Origin of the sequence: Uliginosibacterium sp. TH139 (assembly GCF_002855595.1) — a bacterium.
GTDB lineage: Bacteria > Pseudomonadota > Gammaproteobacteria > Burkholderiales > Rhodocyclaceae > Uliginosibacterium > Uliginosibacterium aquaticum.
Map to the genome: position 1 here is coordinate 389,305 of NZ_PKRR01000004.1, position 16,382 is coordinate 405,686.

The 16,382-nt window shown below is 57.0% G+C and carries 14 protein-coding genes and 1 pseudogene; 6 read left to right on the top strand and 9 right to left on the bottom strand.

What is annotated here, in order from left to right; all coding sequences use genetic code 11:
* Nucleotides 1-36 precede the first annotated feature (36 nt).
* The 9 genes from C0V76_RS11620 to C0V76_RS11660 all read right to left on the bottom strand — a co-directional run bounded on the left by C0V76_RS11620 (nt 37) and on the right by C0V76_RS11660 (nt 11,647).
* Nucleotides 37-1,668: a tetratricopeptide repeat-containing response regulator gene (locus C0V76_RS11620; protein ID WP_101942565.1), complete on the bottom strand. Its 1,632-nt coding sequence runs from the start codon at nt 1,666-1,668 to the stop codon at nt 37-39.
* Between the two features lie 68 nt (nt 1,669-1,736).
* On the bottom strand, nt 1,737-4,025 hold the full coding sequence (locus C0V76_RS11625) for a S9 family peptidase (protein ID WP_101942566.1): 2,289 nt from the start codon (nt 4,023-4,025) through the stop codon (nt 1,737-1,739).
* On the bottom strand, nt 3,926-5,719 hold the full coding sequence (aspS, locus tag C0V76_RS11630) for an aspartate--tRNA ligase (RefSeq protein WP_101942567.1): 1,794 nt from the start codon (nt 5,717-5,719) through the stop codon (nt 3,926-3,928). Before aspS ends, C0V76_RS11625 begins: the two co-directional genes overlap by 100 nt.
* A gap of 76 nt (nt 5,720-5,795) precedes the next feature.
* Nucleotides 5,796-6,395 (bottom strand): DUF502 domain-containing protein, encoded by a 600-nt coding sequence (locus C0V76_RS11635; RefSeq protein WP_101942568.1) that lies wholly within the window; start codon nt 6,393-6,395, stop codon nt 5,796-5,798.
* Between the two features lie 15 nt (nt 6,396-6,410).
* Complete coding sequence (locus C0V76_RS11640) at nt 6,411-6,683, bottom strand: FmdB family zinc ribbon protein (protein ID WP_101942569.1); 273 nt, start codon at nt 6,681-6,683, stop codon at nt 6,411-6,413.
* 126 nt (nt 6,684-6,809) lie between these two features.
* Nucleotides 6,810-7,664 carry an A24 family peptidase gene (locus C0V76_RS11645; RefSeq protein ID WP_101942570.1) on the bottom strand — a complete coding sequence of 285 codons (855 nt, stop codon included), beginning with the start codon at nt 7,662-7,664 and terminating at the stop codon, nt 6,810-6,812.
* Between the two features lie 48 nt (nt 7,665-7,712).
* A complete protein-coding gene (locus tag C0V76_RS11650) occupies nt 7,713-8,951 on the bottom strand; it encodes a type II secretion system F family protein (RefSeq protein ID WP_101942571.1) in 1,239 nt (412 codons plus the stop codon).
* Nucleotides 8,952-8,966: 15 nt separating this feature from the next.
* Nucleotides 8,967-10,685 (bottom strand): type IV-A pilus assembly ATPase PilB, encoded by a 1,719-nt coding sequence (gene pilB, locus C0V76_RS11655; RefSeq protein ID WP_101942572.1) that lies wholly within the window; start codon nt 10,683-10,685, stop codon nt 8,967-8,969.
* Nucleotides 10,686-10,840: 155 nt separating this feature from the next.
* Nucleotides 10,841-11,647, bottom strand: a complete 807-nt coding sequence (locus C0V76_RS11660; RefSeq protein ID WP_101942573.1) for an inner membrane protein YpjD — start codon at nt 11,645-11,647, stop codon at nt 10,841-10,843.
* 70 nt (nt 11,648-11,717) lie between these two features.
* Between C0V76_RS11660 and ffh the strand changes: the two genes are divergently transcribed.
* The 6 genes and pseudogenes from ffh (at nt 11,718) to C0V76_RS11690 (ending at nt 16,382) form a co-directional block, all read left to right on the top strand.
* Nucleotides 11,718-13,088 carry a signal recognition particle protein gene (gene ffh, locus C0V76_RS11665; RefSeq protein WP_101942574.1) on the top strand — a complete coding sequence of 457 codons (1,371 nt, stop codon included), beginning with the start codon at nt 11,718-11,720 and terminating at the stop codon, nt 13,086-13,088.
* 171 nt (nt 13,089-13,259) lie between these two features.
* Nucleotides 13,260-13,433 (top strand): annotated as a pseudogene (locus tag C0V76_RS11670) (IS5/IS1182 family transposase); the annotation flags it as partial.
* 301 nt (nt 13,434-13,734) lie between these two features.
* The gene (locus tag C0V76_RS11675) at nt 13,735-14,241 is read left to right on the top strand and encodes a GspH/FimT family pseudopilin (RefSeq protein ID WP_101942787.1); all 507 of its coding nucleotides are present in this window, start codon (nt 13,735-13,737) and stop codon (nt 14,239-14,241) included.
* The gene (gene pilV, locus C0V76_RS11680) at nt 14,231-14,746 is read left to right on the top strand and encodes a type IV pilus modification protein PilV (protein ID WP_101942575.1); all 516 of its coding nucleotides are present in this window, start codon (nt 14,231-14,233) and stop codon (nt 14,744-14,746) included. The genes C0V76_RS11675 and pilV overlap by 11 nt, the downstream gene beginning before the upstream one ends.
* A gap of 14 nt (nt 14,747-14,760) precedes the next feature.
* Nucleotides 14,761-15,846 (top strand): PilW family protein, encoded by a 1,086-nt coding sequence (locus C0V76_RS11685; protein WP_158239228.1) that lies wholly within the window; start codon nt 14,761-14,763, stop codon nt 15,844-15,846.
* 11 nt (nt 15,847-15,857) lie between these two features.
* Entirely contained in the window at nt 15,858-16,382 is a 525-nt protein-coding gene (locus C0V76_RS11690; RefSeq protein WP_143707414.1) for a PilX N-terminal domain-containing pilus assembly protein, read from the top strand.

Below are 16,382 nucleotides of genomic sequence, written 5' to 3' on the forward strand. Positions count from 1 at the left end.
CGAGTTTAGCAGGCAGGCTGGGGCGTGCGGCCTTGTTCAGCGTACCTGCTCGGGCTTGATGCCATTCTTGCGTAGCAGGGCGTGGTAGTAATCCACTAGTGCCGCAAGACGCTTGTTGCCTGGATCCTGGCGGCGTACCCGTTCGATGAAGAGTTTGGCATTGCTGGCGAAGTGATCGTTCCAACCGATGTTTTCGATGTGCTTGAGCAGGGCCAGAGAAGCGTTGAAGGCTACGTTGGTGTTGCCAGGCAGCTTTTCGGCTGCCTCCAGCATCTGGCGTACGGCGCCGTCGTAGTCGCCGCTCTGGGCAAGCTGGGCGCCCTCGGTCATGATGTCGCGGACCTCCGTGCGGATACGCTCGGCGAGCTGGGCACCGAGCTCCGGGCGGCCGAGATCGACCAGCATGTTCTTGATGGCTTCGACAGCGGCGTCGTCTGCCGCATGACGCATGACGTCCATGATGACTTCAGCCGCCATCTCGTCTTGCTTGTTCTCTATGCAGATACGCGCCAGATCCTTTTTTATGCTGACCGAGGCGCCCAGGCGCGGATCGTTGAAACGGATAGCTTCCTCCAGTGCCGCGTTGGCCTTGGCGGTGTCGCCGGTATGGGTGGCGACCATGGCATTGGAAAGTGCCTTGCACAGCGCCGTCTTGGGTTGGCCGCTCATGCTGCGTTCCATGTCACGGACGGTGTTGGCAGCCCCCACTGAGTCTCCAGAGCCGAGCTGAGCCTTGACGAGCAGAACATGGTCTTCCGGGTCGCGAAAGTCCGAGTACTTACCTTTCTCCACGACCGTATTGAGCATCTTGGTGGCGGTGGCCATATCGCCCACCTCCGTTGCCACTTCGCCGAGCTTGCGCAGGCGGCGTACGGTGTGCGGAGAGACTTTTACCGCGTCTTCCAGTACGGCCTTGGCTTCGTGCAGCTTGCCGGTGGCTTCGCGCGTCTTGGCTAGCCAGTCGTAAGCATCCAGATACATCTCGTTCTCGGCCAGCAACTCCTCGAGTTGTTCCTCGGCTTCGTTGTAATGCTTCTGCATGAACAGGGTCTTGGCCAGACCCAGTTTGGCCCACGGGACTGCTTTGGTCTCTAGAACCTTGGTGTAGCAGTCCTGCGCTTCGCTGGCCTGGCCTGCGGAGACATGCAGCTCCGCACGCAGGCGCAGGAAGTCGACAAGATGACCGGGGTGGGCCTCTTCGCCGCGCCGGCAGGAGGCAATGGCCTCGGGAATGTTGCCGGCTTCGATGAGTTTGTAGGTGGGGATGAAAATGTCACGTTTTTCCAGCGCCTTGGCGATGCGACTGAGCAGCTTCTCCGAGGAGAAGGGTTTTAGGATGTAGTCGTTGGGCGCCAGCTCGGCGGCGCTGATCACGCGCTCATGCTGGCTCTCGCCGGTGATCATGAGGAACAAGGTGGCCAGCGGGATCAGATGGTGATGGCGCAGGTCTTCGAGCAGGTGCTGACCATCCTGACCTTCGCCGAGATGATATTCGCACAGGATGATGTCGAAGTTCTGGTCGCGCAGCTTGCGCACCGCTACGCCGGCTGAAACAGCCAGAGCCACCTGGGTGATGCCACACAGTGAAAGCATGTTGCGCAGCTGGGTACGCATGCCGGCGTTGGCTTCAACGATCAGGACCGAAATCTCTTCGATTTTCTGGGGCATGTGGGCTCGCCATGCGGGCGAGAAAGTCGCCCGATCTGCTTGTGCCTACGGCAGGGAGCCGCTTTTCTTTAGGGCAGCGTACTTTCCGGCAGACTTGCAGGAGCAAGGGTTGCGAGCGCAAAGGCGAGCTGGCGGGCGCGTTCGTGCAAGGCATCGTAACGACCGGAGGCTCCGCCATGGCCAGCTTCCATGCTGGTGAGAAAGAGCAGGGGATTGTGGTCGGTCTTCAGCGTACGCAATTTGGCAACGTACTTGGCCGGCTCCCAGATCATCACCTGTGAGTCGTGCAGGCCAGCTTCGATCAGTATCGGCGGATAGGCGCGGGCTTGCAGATTGTCGTAAGGAGAATAGGCCAGCATGCGTCGGTAGTCCGCCCGCCGTTCCGGGTTTCCCCATTCTTCGTATTCGCCTACGGTGAGCGGCAGGCTGGGGTCCAGCATGGTGGTGACGACATCCAGGAAAGGCACTTCGAGGATAGCTGCACCGAAGAGTCCGGGGGCCATGTTGAGTGCGGCACCCACCAGCAGGCCGCCAGCACTGCCGCCGTTGGCGAGGATCTTCCCCTTGCTGGTGAAGCCTTGGGCGATCAGGGTTTCGGCGCAAGCAAGATAATCACTGAAGCTGTTCTTCTTCTCTTCCAGCTTGCCGGCTTCATGCCAGCGTTGGCCGAGGTCGCCGCCGCCGCGGACATGGGCGATCGCAAAGATCCAGCCACGGTCGAGTAGGGACAGGCGTGTTGCCGAAAACCACGGGTCGTTGCTGATGCCGTAAGCGCCATAGCCATCGAGCCACAGTGGGGCACTGCCATCCAGTTGCGTCGCTTTGTGCCATACCAGCGAGATGGGGATTTGCGTGCCATCGGTGGCCATCGCATGAATCCGAGCCGATGCATAGTTGGCCGGATCAAATCCGCTTAGTACTGGCTGGCGCTTGAGAAGGGTTGATTTGCGGCTTGACGGATCGTAGGCGAAGAGCGAATCCGGCGTCGTCAGGGATTCGTAGGTGTAGCGCAGGATAGGGGCGTCCCACTCGGGTAAGTCTTCCAGATCAACGACATAGGCTGGGTCCGAGAAGGCGATCTGGTGGGTTTTTGCACTGGGGAGGTGAGTCAGCGATAGCTGGGGCAGGCCGGCGCAGCGCTCGGAGGCGATGAGCCAGTCCTGATAAAGATCGACGCCTTCAAGGATCACCTCTTCGCGCAAAGCCAGGACTTCTTCCCAGTGTCCATGCCAGCGGGCGAGAGGGGCGCGGAGCAGGCGGAAATTCTGTCCCGCATCATTGCTGCGCAGATAGAGATGATCGCTGTGGTGATCTACTTCGTACTCCACGCCGGCGCGGCGGCGCTGTACCAAGCGCCAGCGGCCCCTGGGCTGGCTGGCCGGCAGGATGCGTGCCTCGCTGGTGGTATGGCTGGTGCTGCTGGCGACGATGAGGCCGCGTGAGCGGGTCTTGAAGACCAGCAGGTTGAAGCGTTCGTCGCGCTCCTCATGGAGTGGGGTAGGGGCTTTGTCTTGCAGATGCTGACGCCACAGGGAGCAGGCGCGCTTGGTTTTTGCATCCTCGGTTACGAAAAACAAGGTGGCACCGTCAGCGTTTTCGTCTTCAGCCCAAGCAAGGCTCACTACTCCCTTGTGGCTGAGGCGCAGGTTGCGACCGCTGACCAAGTCACGCACGCGCAGCCGGTAGGAGCGCTGGCCACGCGTATCTTCAGTCCATGCGAGATAGCGCCCGGATGGTGAGAGCTCATAGTCCCCAACTTCGTAGAAACTCTTGCCTGCCGCTTCGAGGTTCTCGTCGAGCAGGATCTCCTCGGGGGCGTCTTCCCAGCCTGTGCTTGTGATGCGTTTACGTGCATGAACCGGGTACTGCGCGCCCTGAACGGTTCGGCTGTAGTACATCCAGGACCCGAACTTCACCGGTACCGAAAGATCTGCCTCCTGGATCCGGCTCAGCAACTCGGTATACAGCGCTTCCTGTGCGGCTTGCGTTGGTGCCAGCACAGCCTCGGCATAAGCATTCTCTGCGCGCAGGTAGTCCAGTACTTCTTGGCTTTTCACCTTGCGTAGCCAGTGAAACGGGTCAAGGCGTACGTGGCCGTGGGCAAGGAGCTTTTTAGCGCGCTTGGCGGCATTGGGCGGAGTTGGCGAGAGATCGAGTTTGCTCAAGGCGGAGGCGGGTATCAGAAAGTGAGGGGGTAAAAATATAAGGGCCGCCAAGGAAAGTCCTGGCGGCCCTTGCCTGCTAGTCTCGCGGCTGCTTAAGCAGCGCCATCGACCTTCTGAACATTGCGCAAACGGATGTGCAGTTCGCGCAGTTGCTTCTCGTCGACCGGGCTCGGCGCCTGTGTCAGCAGGCACTGGGCGCGCTGGGTCTTCGGGAAGGCGATCACGTCGCGGATCGATTCGGCGCCGGTCATCATGGTGACGATGCGGTCCAGACCGAAGGCCAGACCACCGTGCGGCGGCGCGCCGTACTTCAGCGCGTCGAGCAGGAAGCCGAACTTGAGCTGGGCTTCTTCTTCGCCGATACCGAGCGCTGCGAAGACCTTCTCCTGCACGTCGGCGCGGTGGATACGCACCGAGCCGCCGCCGAGTTCCCAGCCGTTCAGCGCGAGGTCATAGGCCTTGGCCAGACACTTGCCCGGATCTGTGGTGAGCAGGTCCAGATGCTCATCCTTCGGCGAGGTGAAGGGGTGGTGGCAGGCGACCCAGCGCTTGTTCTCTTCGTCGTAGTCGAACATCGGGAAGTCGACCACCCAGGCCGGGGCCCACTTGCGACCATCGACGTGGCCCTTTTCGTGGCCGATCTTGCTGCGCAGGGCGCCCAGTGCGTCGGTGACGATCTTGGTCTTGTCGGCGCCGAAGAAAATCAGGTCGCCGGACTGTGCGCCGGTGCGTTCCATCACCGTCTTCAGCGAGGCTTCAGACAGATTCTTGACGATGGGTGATTGCAGGCCGGTTTCGTTTAGTTGGGTGACGTCATTGACCTTGATGTAGGCCAGACCCTTGGCGCCGTAGATCTTGACGAACTCGGTGTAGCCGTCGATCTCGCCACGCGACAGTGATGCGCCGCCGGGAATGCGCAGGGCTGTGACACGGCAGCTGGGGTCGTTGGCGGCGCCGGCGAACACTTTGAAGGCGACGTCTTTCATGGCATCGGCAACGTCGACCAGTTCCAGCGTCACGCGCAGGTCGGGCTTGTCCGAGCCGTAGCGCGCCATGGCGTCAGCGTAGGTGATGCGCGGGAAGGGATTCGGCAGCTCAACGTCGATGGCATCCTTGAACACGTAACGGATCAGGTCTTCCATGATCGCGGTGATCTCATCTTCCGTGAGGAAGGAGGTTTCCATATCGACCTGGGTGAATTCAGGCTGGCGGTCGGCGCGCAAGTCTTCGTCGCGGAAGCACTTGGTGATCTGGTAGTAGCGGTCGTAGCCGGCCACCATCAAGAGCTGCTTGAAGAGCTGCGGTGATTGCGGCAGGGCGAAGAACTGGCCGTCATGCACGCGGCTCGGCACGAGGTAATCACGTGCGCCTTCCGGCGTGCTCTTGGTGAGCATCGGGGTTTCGATGTCCACGAAACCGGCATCGTCCAGATAGCGACGGAAAGCGCGCGCAGTCTTGTAGCGCAGCATCATGTTGCGCTGCATAGCTGGGCGGCGCAGGTCGATCACACGGTGCGTCAGGCGCACGTTTTCGGACAGGTTTTCGTCATCCAGCGGGAAGGGCGGGGTGACCGAAGTATTCAGCACTTCAAGCTCGTGCGCCAGCACTTCGACTTCGCCGGAGATCAGGTTGGCGTTGGTCGTGCCTTCCGGGCGACGGCGCACCTTGCCGGTCACGCGCAGGCAGAACTCGTTGCGCACGTCTTCAGCGATCTTGAAGGTGTCCGCGCGATCCGGATCGCACACCACTTGCACCAGACCCTCGCGGTCGCGCAGGTCGATGAAGATCACGCCGCCGTGGTCGCGACGACGATGGGCCCAGCCGAAAAGGGTGACGGTCTGGTCAAGCAGGGCGGCGGAAACGAGGCCGCTGTAAGTGGTACGCATTGAAGATCTCCGTGATCCGGTATTTGTGTGTTGTCTTGATTCGGAAGGGCCATCAGCTATCGCTGACGGCGGCTGTTCAGTTTCTGGCTGCGTCCGGGGCAACCGAGCCCATCGAGATGATGAATTTCAGTGCTTCATCGACCGACATCTCAAGCTCTACGACATCTTTTCTGGCCATCATCAGGAAGAAACCAGAGGTCGGATTTGGTGTGGTCGGTACATAAACGCTGACCACTTCGGCTGGAAGATGCTGCTCTAGCTCGCCGCCGGGGGTGCCTGTCTGAAAACCGATTGTCCAGCAGCCCTCGCGTGGATACTGAACCAGCAGCGCCTTGCGAAAAGCCTGGCCGCCAGGGCCTAGCAGTGTGTCCGAGACCTGTTTGACGCTGGAGTAGATCTGCTTGACCACCGGGATGCGGTTGAGAACGCTCTCCCAGGTTCTTACCAGGCGCTGACCGAAGAAATTAGAAGCCACTACCCCAGTAGCGATCACCACCAACAGGGTGATCAAGGTGCCCAAGCCCCACAGCTTGAAGCCAATCAGGTTGTTCGGCTGCCAAGCTTGTGGCAACAGCAGAAGAGACTGGTCCAATGTGCTGACTATCGCACGCAACACCCAGACTGTAATGACCAGCGGTATCCAGACCAGCAGGCCTGTGATCAGGTATTTTTTCATTCAGACGGCGCCGCCTTAGTGGCAGGCACAGCTACCCGCACAGGGCGGGGGAGGTGCATCAGGTGCCGCAGGGCATGCTGCTTCGGATTTGGCTGAGCTGCTGGCGCTGCCTTTGAAGTCTGTGGCGTACCAGCCGCTTCCTTTGAGCTGAAAACCTGCTGCAGTCAGCTGCTTTGTGTAGCTGGCGCTGCCGCAGGCCGGGCAGGCTGCGATCGGCGCATCGCTATGCTTCTGCAGGTGGTCTTTTTGGTGGCCGCAGTCGCCACAACGGTATTCGTAGATGGGCATTTGATTCTCCTCAGCCGCGCATTCTAACGCATTGGCACAACGGGAAAAACCGCCGGCTGATCGTGGTGAGCACGCTAGCGGGCGGTTTTTTTGCTGTAAGGGCTGAAGATCGGGCTTTCAGATCGATCAGAGCGGCACGAAAAGCGCGCTCAAGGCGTCACCAAAGAAAATGGCAAGAATCCCCGCACCGGCGAGATAGGGGCCAAATGGAATGGGTGTTTCACGCCCGTGTCGGGCAAACACCATCAGACAGATTCCGACGCAGGCTCCGACGACCGAGGAAAGCAGTATGACCGCAGGCAAGGCCTTCCATCCCAGAAAGGCACCTATGGCGGCGAGTAGTTTGAAGTCGCCATAGCCCATTCCTTCTTTGCCTGTCACCAGCTTGAACAGCCAGTACACAGACCAGAGGGCGAGGTAGCCCGTCATTGCGCCGATTACGGCTGCATCCAGCGTGACGAATGTCTGGTTTAGGTTGAATAGAAGCCCTCCCCACAAAAGTGGAAGAGTGATGTCATCGGGCAATAGGAAAGTGTCGAGGTCAATGAAAGTCAGGGCGATCAAAGCCCATACCAACAGCAGCCCACCAGCGGTTTGCCAGCCATAACCAAATTTCCATGCGACCGCAGCTGAGAGTGCTGCAGTAAGCGCTTCAATCAATGGGTAGCGAAGACTGATCGCTGCGCGGCAATGGCGACATCGGCCACGCAACAGGATATAACTGATGAGTGGGATGTTTTCGAGGGCGCCGATAAGGTGCCCACAATGCGGGCAGCGAGAACGTGGCGTGGCCAAGCCCAGTTGCTCGCTTTTCGGAGCGGTTTCGCCGCGCATTTCTGCTGCATCAGCCAGCCAACCTGCTTCCAGAATTTTGGGCAAGCGATGAATGACAACATTGAGGAAGCTGCCAACACACAAGCCGACCAAGGTGCAGCAGAAGACCAATATGGCCGGAATAGTCAAGTATTCATTAAGAAGCATAAGTGTATGGGGAAGGGCGGCACTAGACCGCCCTGTTGATTATGAAGGTCAGACCACTTGGCCGAGCTTGAAGATTGGCAGGTACATGGCAACCACCATCCCCCCGATGACGGTACCGAGGAATACGATGATGATTGGTTCCAGCAATTGCGATAGGCCGGCGACCATGTCATCCACTTCACGCTCGAAGAAGTCAGCGACCTTGGCACACATGCTGTCAAGCTGACCGGATTCTTCGCCAATTGAAACCATCTGAACAACCATGGCCGGGAAGACTTGCGCCCCCTGCATGGCAACAGTAAGGCTGGTGCCGGTGGAAACCTCGTTCTGGATGTTTTTTGTTGCGACCTTGTAAATATGATTACCCGCAGCGCCGGCGACAGAGTCCAGCGCTTCAACCAGCGGAACGCCAGCAGCAAACATTGTGGAAAGCGTACGCGTCCAGCGTGCGATGGTGGCCTTGCGTAGGATGTCACCAATGACTGGAATCTGAAGGCTCATCCTGTCCACCCAAGCTTGCATTGCAAGGGATCGCTTGTATGTAGAAGCTATGCCGATTACTGCTGCGATCAATGCCAATAAAATCAGAAAGCCGTTGGCTACAAAGAAATCTGAAAGAGCCATGACAAACAACGTAGGAGCAGGTAAGTCTGCTCCGAAGCTTGTAAACACTTTTTTGAACTCCGGAATCACGAAGATCATCATGACCGCAGTTACTGCACCGGCAACGACCATTACCGAAATCGGGTAAAAAAGTGCCGCCTTGATTTTGCTCTTGATGGCCAGCATTTTTTCCTGGTAGATCGCTATGCGGTCTAGAAGGTTTTCCAATGCACCTGACTGCTCGCCTGCCGCCACCAGATTGCAATACAGCGCATCGAAGTGCTGAGGATGTTTGCGCAGAGAATTGGCCAGACTTGTGCCCGTCTCGACTTCACTGCGGATGTCATTGAGTAGGCGACCCAGCGCGGCATTGCTGGTGCCCTTGATAGCGATGTCGAAGGACTGAAGAAGAGGCACGCCGGCGCGCATCATTGTTGCGAGCTGGCGAGTGAAGATTGCGATGTCCTTATCCTTGACCTTGGCGCCACGGCCAAAGGAGCGTTTCTTGACCTTGGTAACCGAGATGCCTTGACGTCGAAGGGTTGCTTGGACCACGTTTGCAGTTTGGGCGCGAAGCTCTCCGCGCACAATTTTTCCTGCTTTGTCCTTGCCTTCCCAAGTGAATAGGTTCTCTTGCTGGGAAGCGCTTGCTGGGCGGCGTACGGTGCGGGTTGCAGTGGCCATGGTGTTTTCCGTGGATTACTCGTTGGTTGTGGCGAGCACTTCAGTGAGTGAGGTGAGGCCTTGCTTGACCTTGCGCAAGCCTGATTGGCGCAGATCGCTTACGCCCTCAACCTGTGCCTGGGCGGCTACATCCATAGAGTTGCCGCCGGTCATGATGATGTGCTGGATTTCTTCAGTGATGGGCATAACCTGATAGATGCCGACGCGACCCTTGTAGCCAGAGCCTTTGCAGCGATCACAGCCAACAGGACCGTAAGGCTGCCAGCTGCCATCCAGATCGGCTTCGCCAAAGCCAGCCTGGACAAGCGCTTCGATGGGAATGTCGATCGGTTTCTTGCAGGAGCAGAGGCGGCGCGCGAGGCGCTGGGCTGTGATTAGAATGACTGAAGAAGCGATATTGAAGGGGGCAACCCCCATGTTACGAAGTCGTTCCAGCGTGGTGGGGGCATCGTTGGTGTGCAGGGTGGATAGCACCATGTGCCCGGTTTGCGCTGCCTTGATCGAAATTTCTGCAGTCTCAAGGTCTCGAATTTCACCGACCATGATGATGTCCGGATCCTGGCGCAGAAATGCTTTCAGGGATACCGCAAAGGTCAAGCCAGCCTTGTCGTTCATCGAAACCTGATTGATGCCCGGCAGGTTGATTTCAGCAGGATCTTCAGCGGTCGAAATATTGACGCCCGCTTTATTTAGAATGTTGAGGCAGGTGTAAAGCGACACAGTTTTGCCCGAACCCGTCGGGCCTGTTACTAAAACCATACCGTAGGGCCGTTCGATAGCGTCCATCAGGGCCGCTTTTTGATCGGGTTCATAGCCCAAAGCATCGATCCCCAGCATGGCGCTGGATGGATCAAGAATACGCATCACGATCTTCTCGCCATGCATGGTAGGTAGCGTAGAAACGCGAAAGTCGATGGCCTTACTCTTCGACAGTACCAGCTTCATGCGACCATCTTGTGGTACGCGTTTTTCCGAGATATCGAGGCGCGAAATGACCTTAATCCGCGCAGCGATTTTTTCTTTTAGAGCCAATGGTGGCTGGGAAATCTCACGCAGGATGCCGTCCGTGCGGAAACGGATCCGGTAGTACTTCTCGTAGGGCTCAAAGTGGATGTCGGACGCTCCTTCATTGATAGCGTCCACAAGCATTTTCTGGATGAAACGTACGACGGGGGCGTCATCAACCTCTGCCGCACCGGCCTCTGCAGCTTGAGCATCCTCCTGATTGGAATCATTCAGCGCATCGAGATCGAAATCATCGGTGGTTGAAAGGTTCGTGAGGGCTGATGAGACTGACTCGGTCAGTTTGCCTAGCAGGACTGCGAGCTTGTCGACTTCGACAACTACTGGGTCGACGGCTAGCCCTGTCTGAAAACGGATCTCGTCCAGCGCGCGCAAATTGCTGGGGTCGGCTAGTGCCACCGATATGCGGTTGCCGCGCTTGGCCAAGCCGATGACCTGATGCTTGGACATCAGCTTGGTGTCGATTGCATCCTTGGCTACATAGCTTTCGTCGTAAGCCGAAAGATCCATCCACGGACAACCAAAGCTGTTTGCGCAAAAGGCTGCGATGTCACTGGCCTTCATCAGGCCGCGCTGCACAACCTCGGCAACAAAGCCGCCCGGGTTGCTGCTTGGTGCCGAACACGCTGACGCATCCGCCTCTTTGAGGCGTTCCTGCTGGACAAGCGCACGCGCCAAGCCATTTAAAGCGGATTGTGGGGTGGATGCCATCGTTATTTGATGTGCCTGTCTATCAACGAGTTAGCGGGCTTACTTGATGTTGCACGGTAATTCCTGCGATTGTAAACCCATCCGGCTAGAGGCGTTGCGCCGGTGGTCGGCCTCGAATGGCTCGCACAACCGACTGTCTGGAGGCTCTTAAGCACTCAGGTGCTGCGTTCAAGCAGTATTTCAAGAACGAAACGAGTGCCGGCATAGGCTAGCAGCAGGCATGCAAAGCCTGCTAACAACCAGCGGATGGCCAGCTTGCCACGCCACCCCTTTAGAAAGCGCCCCAGGATCAGAATAGCAAACAGTACCCATGACGCGATGCCAAACACCGCCTTGTGTGAAAAAACGAAGGGCTTGCCAAAGATTTGCTCAGAGAAAAGCAGTCCTGAGCCCACTGTTAGTGTCAGGAATACGAAGGCTGCGTGAATGATGCGGAAAAGAATCCGTTCAAGGCTTAGTAGCGGTGGTAATTCTTCGCTTTCCAAGGTGGCTGCGTGATGGATGTTGCGTTCGGTCGCTGCCAGTACGACGGCATGAAAGACGGCTAGTGTGAATAGACTGTAGGCGAGCATTGCAACGACTATGTGGGTGCGGAAAGCCCAGTTTTCAGCATCTATCGACTGCGGGTGGCCTCCACCCAGCGCGGGCAGAAAAGCGCAGATGGCCGCAATGGGGGTCGCATAGCCCAGCAGTTGGTTGAGCGGAGTGATCAGGCTCTCCAGTGAATAGATCAGCATCGCCAGCCAGAGGCTGAGTGAGAGTGCTATGAAAAGACCGAACTGGAACCCGCCTGTTCCAAACATGGCTTCTGACAGCACGAAGGCGTGGCTCAAGAGCGCCATGGCTTGTAGGCCGCGATTTGCAACCCGCATGCTCGGCAACTGAAGCATGTTTGAGCGGCAGAGGGCCGTAATCCCCAGATAAAACGAGGCTGGAAGCAGATGCAGTAGAATGTTTGCCATTCAGCCAGTTTAACGCCCATCGGCTTGCCTGCGGAACCTCCTGGCGGCCCTTTTCTGACGGTTTTCATCAATGCTAGATAACCTTACAAATCGCCTCGCTCAGGTAGTGAAGACTCTGCGTGGTCAGGCCCGCCTGACTGAAGACAATATTGCCGACATGTTGCGTGAAGTTCGCATGGCTTTGCTTGAGGCTGATGTGGCCTTGCCTGTCGTCAAAGATTTGATGGCCCGGATCAAAGAGAAGGCGCTTGGTCAGGAGGTTGTGGGTTCCCTTACGCCAGGGCAGGCGCTGGTCGGTGTGGTGCAGCAAGAGCTCGCTTTGATCATGGGAGGGAGCCAGGCAAGTCTTAATTTCGCAACTCAGCCGCCTGCAATCATCTTGATGGCGGGCCTGCAGGGGGCAGGCAAGACCACGACGGTTGGCAAGCTAGCTAAGTACCTGAAAGAGAAGCAGCGCAAGAAGGTTCTGACGGTCTCCTGTGACGTTTATCGCCCCGCGGCTATTGCTCAGTTGCAGACGGTTAGCGCGCAGGCGGGGGCCGAGTTCTTTCCGTCGTCAGTTGATCAGAAGCCAGTCGATATCGCGCTTGCCGCGATCGATTACGCCAAGCGGCATTATCTGGATGTTCTGCTGGTCGATACCGCTGGGCGTATCACCATAGACGAGCAGATGATGGACGAGATTCGCCAATTGCACGCAGCAATTAAGCCGATCGAAACGCTCTTCGTTGTCGATGCCATGCTGGGGCAGGATGCTGTCAATACCGCGCGTGCCTTCAACGAGGCTTTGCCTCTGACTGGCGTCGTGCTGACTAAGCTTGATGGTGACGCCCGTGGTGGGGCTGCGCTATCGGTGCGGCACGTTACCGGGGCACCGATCAAATTTACCGGCGTGGGAGAGAAGCTCGGCGGACTGGATGAGTTTCACCCGGATCGGATGGCTAGCCGCATCCTTGGGATGGGAGACATTCTTTCTCTGGTCGAAGAAGCACGTGCAGCCGTTGATGAAAAGGCTGCGCTTGATCTTGCGGAAAAACTGCGCAAGGGCAAAGGCTTCGATCTGAATGACTTCAAGGAGCAGATGGGGCAGATGCGCAAAATGGGAGGCTTATCCGGGTTGATGGACAAAATGCCGGCCCAGTTTGCTCAGGCCGCTGCCCAGATGCAGCCCGGTGCGCCGGAAAAGGCTATGGCTCGCGTCGAGGGTATCATCAACTCGATGACGCCGGCTGAGCGATCTAATCCTGATCTCATCAAGGCCGCACGCAAGCGTCGGATCGCTGCCGGAGCGGGAGTTCAAGTGCAGGAGGTCAATCGCTTGCTCAATCAGTTCGAGCAGATGCAGAAAATGATGAAGCAGTTTTCCAAGGGCGGGATGGGGAAGTTGATGCGCGGACTTGGTGGGCTTAAAGGTATGAAGGGCATGATGCGGGGTGGATGAGTCTGTTGATGGGCTTTGTTGCACAAAGCGCCTGCCCGACAGCGTGTGGCCGATAGACTTGCGGGATGAGCAAGTCTTTGACGCCGAAGTACTGCATGACCAACTGGTCTTCCTAGAACGATTCCTTGTGCCAACGTGGCGCGTTGCTGTTATGGATCGACAAGGACATTGAGTGGGTACCACTGGCGCAGCTTGGTCGAAGCCAAGATGCGCAGCTTCAAGTTGCTCGGCGAGCGTGTGGTGGCCCGCGACTTTGATCGGCAGGTCGCGGAGCTACAAATTCGCGCTGCGCTGCTCAATCGTTTCACCCAGCTCGGAACGCCTCAAACCGTGCGCGTGGCATGAGTCCGTCTGGGGGCAGGGGAATTACGGCCTTGCTTCGATTTGTGCAACAAAGCCGTTCGGAGCGCAATCTATCCTGTTGGCCTTGGGTTGAGCATTGAACAAAACGTACTGAGCGATGGACGCTGACCGACTTCTTTGCTTTTTTTGGTTACCGGTGCCATTTCCGTGGTTTAAGGGTTTTGCTTAATCCCTGAGTGGGGGTTTTCACTAGCCGACCGTCCGAATGTCAGAAAAATGCTTAAGGGATTTCCCTGTCATGGTATTTTTTGGGCTGGCAGCTTGTTAAGCAAGGAGTCGCACGATGTCGCGAAAACGCTCAGAGTCACTGATGCAGCAGGGTTTTACATTGATCGAATTGATGGTCACCGTTGCCGTGTTGGCTGTCCTGCTTGCTATCGCTGTACCTAGCTTTACCGCCCAAATACAGTCTGGCCGGGCGCAGATGGCGGCCGATGGTCTTAAGAGGGCTGTCGCGAATGCTCGAGCGATCGCATCCCAGACCGGTAAGCGAACGACACTAACCCTCAAGGGGGGCGTAACTGGGTGTGACCCTGCCGCTTGGGCTATCACGCAAAAAGCCGCAACCGCTAGCAATCCTGATGCAGTTACGGTGGTTGGGTGTCTTACCCAAGTCGACTTTTCCAAGCGCTATGAAGGTACTTCTTTGGCTGGATCTGACTCTCAGTCAGTGGTTTTCTTGCCGACAGGTATTGCGACTAACACAAGCGCGCTGACTTACACATTTACGGCAGGAAGCTCCAGCAAGTCCCTGACGATCAACGCTGGTGGTGCTGTTAATGTGCTCTGATTCTGGAAAGTCCTTACAGCTTGGCGCCACCTTGATTGAGGTGTTGATAGCCGTTCTTGTATTGTCAATTGGCCTTCTTGGTGCTTTGAAGCTTCAGACCGAAGGGGTGCGTCTGAATGCTGATTCGAAATACACAGTTCTTGCTGCTGCGTTTGCGCATGATGCATTGGATGCACTGACTTTGGATCGCTTCAACGATCGTGCCAGTTGGACTGCGATCGATACCATCACCACACCTTTGAGCTGCAATACGGGCACATCAAGCGCGGCGAGTTCAACAGCAACTGGAGCTACAGGGCGGGCGGGCGAATGGGCTCAAAAGGTCGCTTGTGATCTACCTGATGGCAAGGCCAAAGTCAGTTGTACGAGCGCGGGAGAGCCCAAAACTTGCAACGTAGAGTTGCGCTGGACTCCTTCTGGCCGCGATACGGTCTCCGCTACGTATTCCGTATATGCCGGAGCTGCTTCCTCGGCGGCAGCAAGCTCTGCTGCTTCCAGTTCATGATGCCGGTACCAGCGATGATAGCTATTCAGCCGAAGTACAACACCTTAAATAGGCGACAGCGTGGTTTGACGCTGGTCGAGTTAATGATTGCTTTAGTTCTTGGGCTGATCGTAGTAGGTGGCTCGTTGGCCGTTTTTCTAAGTCAGCGTGTCAGTAGTACTCTTTCTGCACAAATGGCTGATGTGCAATCCGAGGGGCGCATTGCCCTGGATGCAATGGCTCGCGATCTGCGTGCAGCTGGGGATTTTGGTTGCTGGCCAGTAACCAACCCAATTGATGAACGACTAAATAACAAGACTGCACTGGATGCCGATCAAGGCGGGATTTTGGGGTTTGATAAGCTGGCGGATGTGCCCGCCGATGCCTCTGGCCATTACGGATTGGCCAAGGTTAAGGATTCAATGCCCAACGACCTGACCGATCTTGCAAAGAACTCCAGCGTTGTTGCATTTGTGGGTATTTCTGGCTCCCTTTCGGTGCTCAGTACTGCAATGGGCTCGCAAGCTGCAGATCTTGTTATCAAAAAACCACTTGAGCTGTTCAAATCCAATGATCTGGCGGTTGTTACGGATTGCATTAATTGGGCGAAATTTGAAGTAACTTCGGTCACGGTGCCAGATGCCAGTGGGACGACGCAGACGCTCAAGCATGAGGCGGGAGAAACATCCAGTTTCGGCAAGGGGAATCTTGACGGAAATATTGGCGAGTTATTTGGTGTTGGGGCTTCCGTTGGTCGCTTGGACTCTGTTTGGTGGTTCATGGGGAAGGTCAACGGGCAGTCAGGGCTTTTTCGCCTGAGTGCGCGTGACAACGTTCCCGTACTGGTTTCGAGTCAGGTGGCTGCGATCAGTGTGAACTATGACCTCAGCAATAGTGCAAATGGCAGCGTTACCGACGCAGGTAAGACGGCCGCTCAGGTTGAGGCAAGTGCCAATAAATGGACCAGCGTGCGCTCAGCCACAATCAGCATGCTGATGCGTTCCGAGAGGGTAGGGAATGCAGGTCAGCAGACAGTGACATCATTCAATGGACAGAGCGTTTCGAGCGATAGTCATGTCTATCTGCCACTGCAGATGACGATCGCCTTGCGCAATCAATAAGGAGCGTGAGCATGCGTCATTCCAGCTCATTTGATCGACAAAGAGGGGCTGCATTGCTGGTCTCGTTGATCATGCTGATACTGGTTTCTTTGTTGGCAGCTGCCGGCTTCATGCTCTCTACAGGCGAGGCGCGCGGGGCGGCAGGCTGGAGTGATCGACAGCGGTCGATGTTTACGGCCGAAGGGGCTTTGAAAGAAGCTGAGGTTGCCGTAGCAAGCCTGGTGGCAAGTTCGCAGGATATCGAGACGGCGCTCAGCGGGCGTTCAGGCTATTTTCTGCGCAAGAACGGCAATGTGCCAGATTTCGATCCCTGGCCGGTTTCCAGTTCGATTTCGGCCACTCAGCCAAATTCTGGTGCGGATAATGCTTATTACATCGTCGTGTATGAAGGCAAGGCCGTCGGGAGTAATGACGGCATGCTCAGTGGCGGACGCGTGAACCAGACTGCGGCTAAGCCGCGCTTCACGCTTTACGCCAAAGCGGGTGGTATCAAGGAGGGCACTTACGTGGTGCTCTCCACTTCCAAAGAATTCTGA

Coding starts and splice junctions, on each gene's coding strand:
- C0V76_RS11620 (WP_101942565.1), bottom strand. CDS start 1,668: ATGCCCCAGAAAATCGAAGAGATTTCGGTCCTGATCGTTGAAGCCAAC.
- aspS (WP_101942567.1), bottom strand. CDS start 5,719: ATGCGTACCACTTACAGCGGCCTCGTTTCCGCCGCCCTGCTTGACCAG.
- C0V76_RS11635 (WP_101942568.1), bottom strand. CDS start 6,395: ATGAAAAAATACCTGATCACAGGCCTGCTGGTCTGGATACCGCTGGTC.
- C0V76_RS11640 (WP_101942569.1), bottom strand. CDS start 6,683: ATGCCCATCTACGAATACCGTTGTGGCGACTGCGGCCACCAAAAAGAC.
- C0V76_RS11645 (WP_101942570.1), bottom strand. CDS start 7,664: ATGCTTCTTAATGAATACTTGACTATTCCGGCCATATTGGTCTTCTGC.
- C0V76_RS11650 (WP_101942571.1), bottom strand. CDS start 8,951: ATGGCCACTGCAACCCGCACCGTACGCCGCCCAGCAAGCGCTTCCCAG.
- pilB (WP_101942572.1), bottom strand. CDS start 10,685: ATGGCATCCACCCCACAATCCGCTTTAAATGGCTTGGCGCGTGCGCTT.
- C0V76_RS11660 (WP_101942573.1), bottom strand. CDS start 11,647: ATGGCAAACATTCTACTGCATCTGCTTCCAGCCTCGTTTTATCTGGGG.
- ffh (WP_101942574.1), top strand. CDS start 11,718: ATGCTAGATAACCTTACAAATCGCCTCGCTCAGGTAGTGAAGACTCTG.
- C0V76_RS11675 (WP_101942787.1), top strand. CDS start 13,735: ATGTCGCGAAAACGCTCAGAGTCACTGATGCAGCAGGGTTTTACATTG.
- pilV (WP_101942575.1), top strand. CDS start 14,231: ATGTGCTCTGATTCTGGAAAGTCCTTACAGCTTGGCGCCACCTTGATT.
- C0V76_RS11685 (WP_158239228.1), top strand. CDS start 14,761: ATGATAGCTATTCAGCCGAAGTACAACACCTTAAATAGGCGACAGCGT.
- C0V76_RS11690 (WP_143707414.1), top strand. CDS start 15,858: ATGCGTCATTCCAGCTCATTTGATCGACAAAGAGGGGCTGCATTGCTG.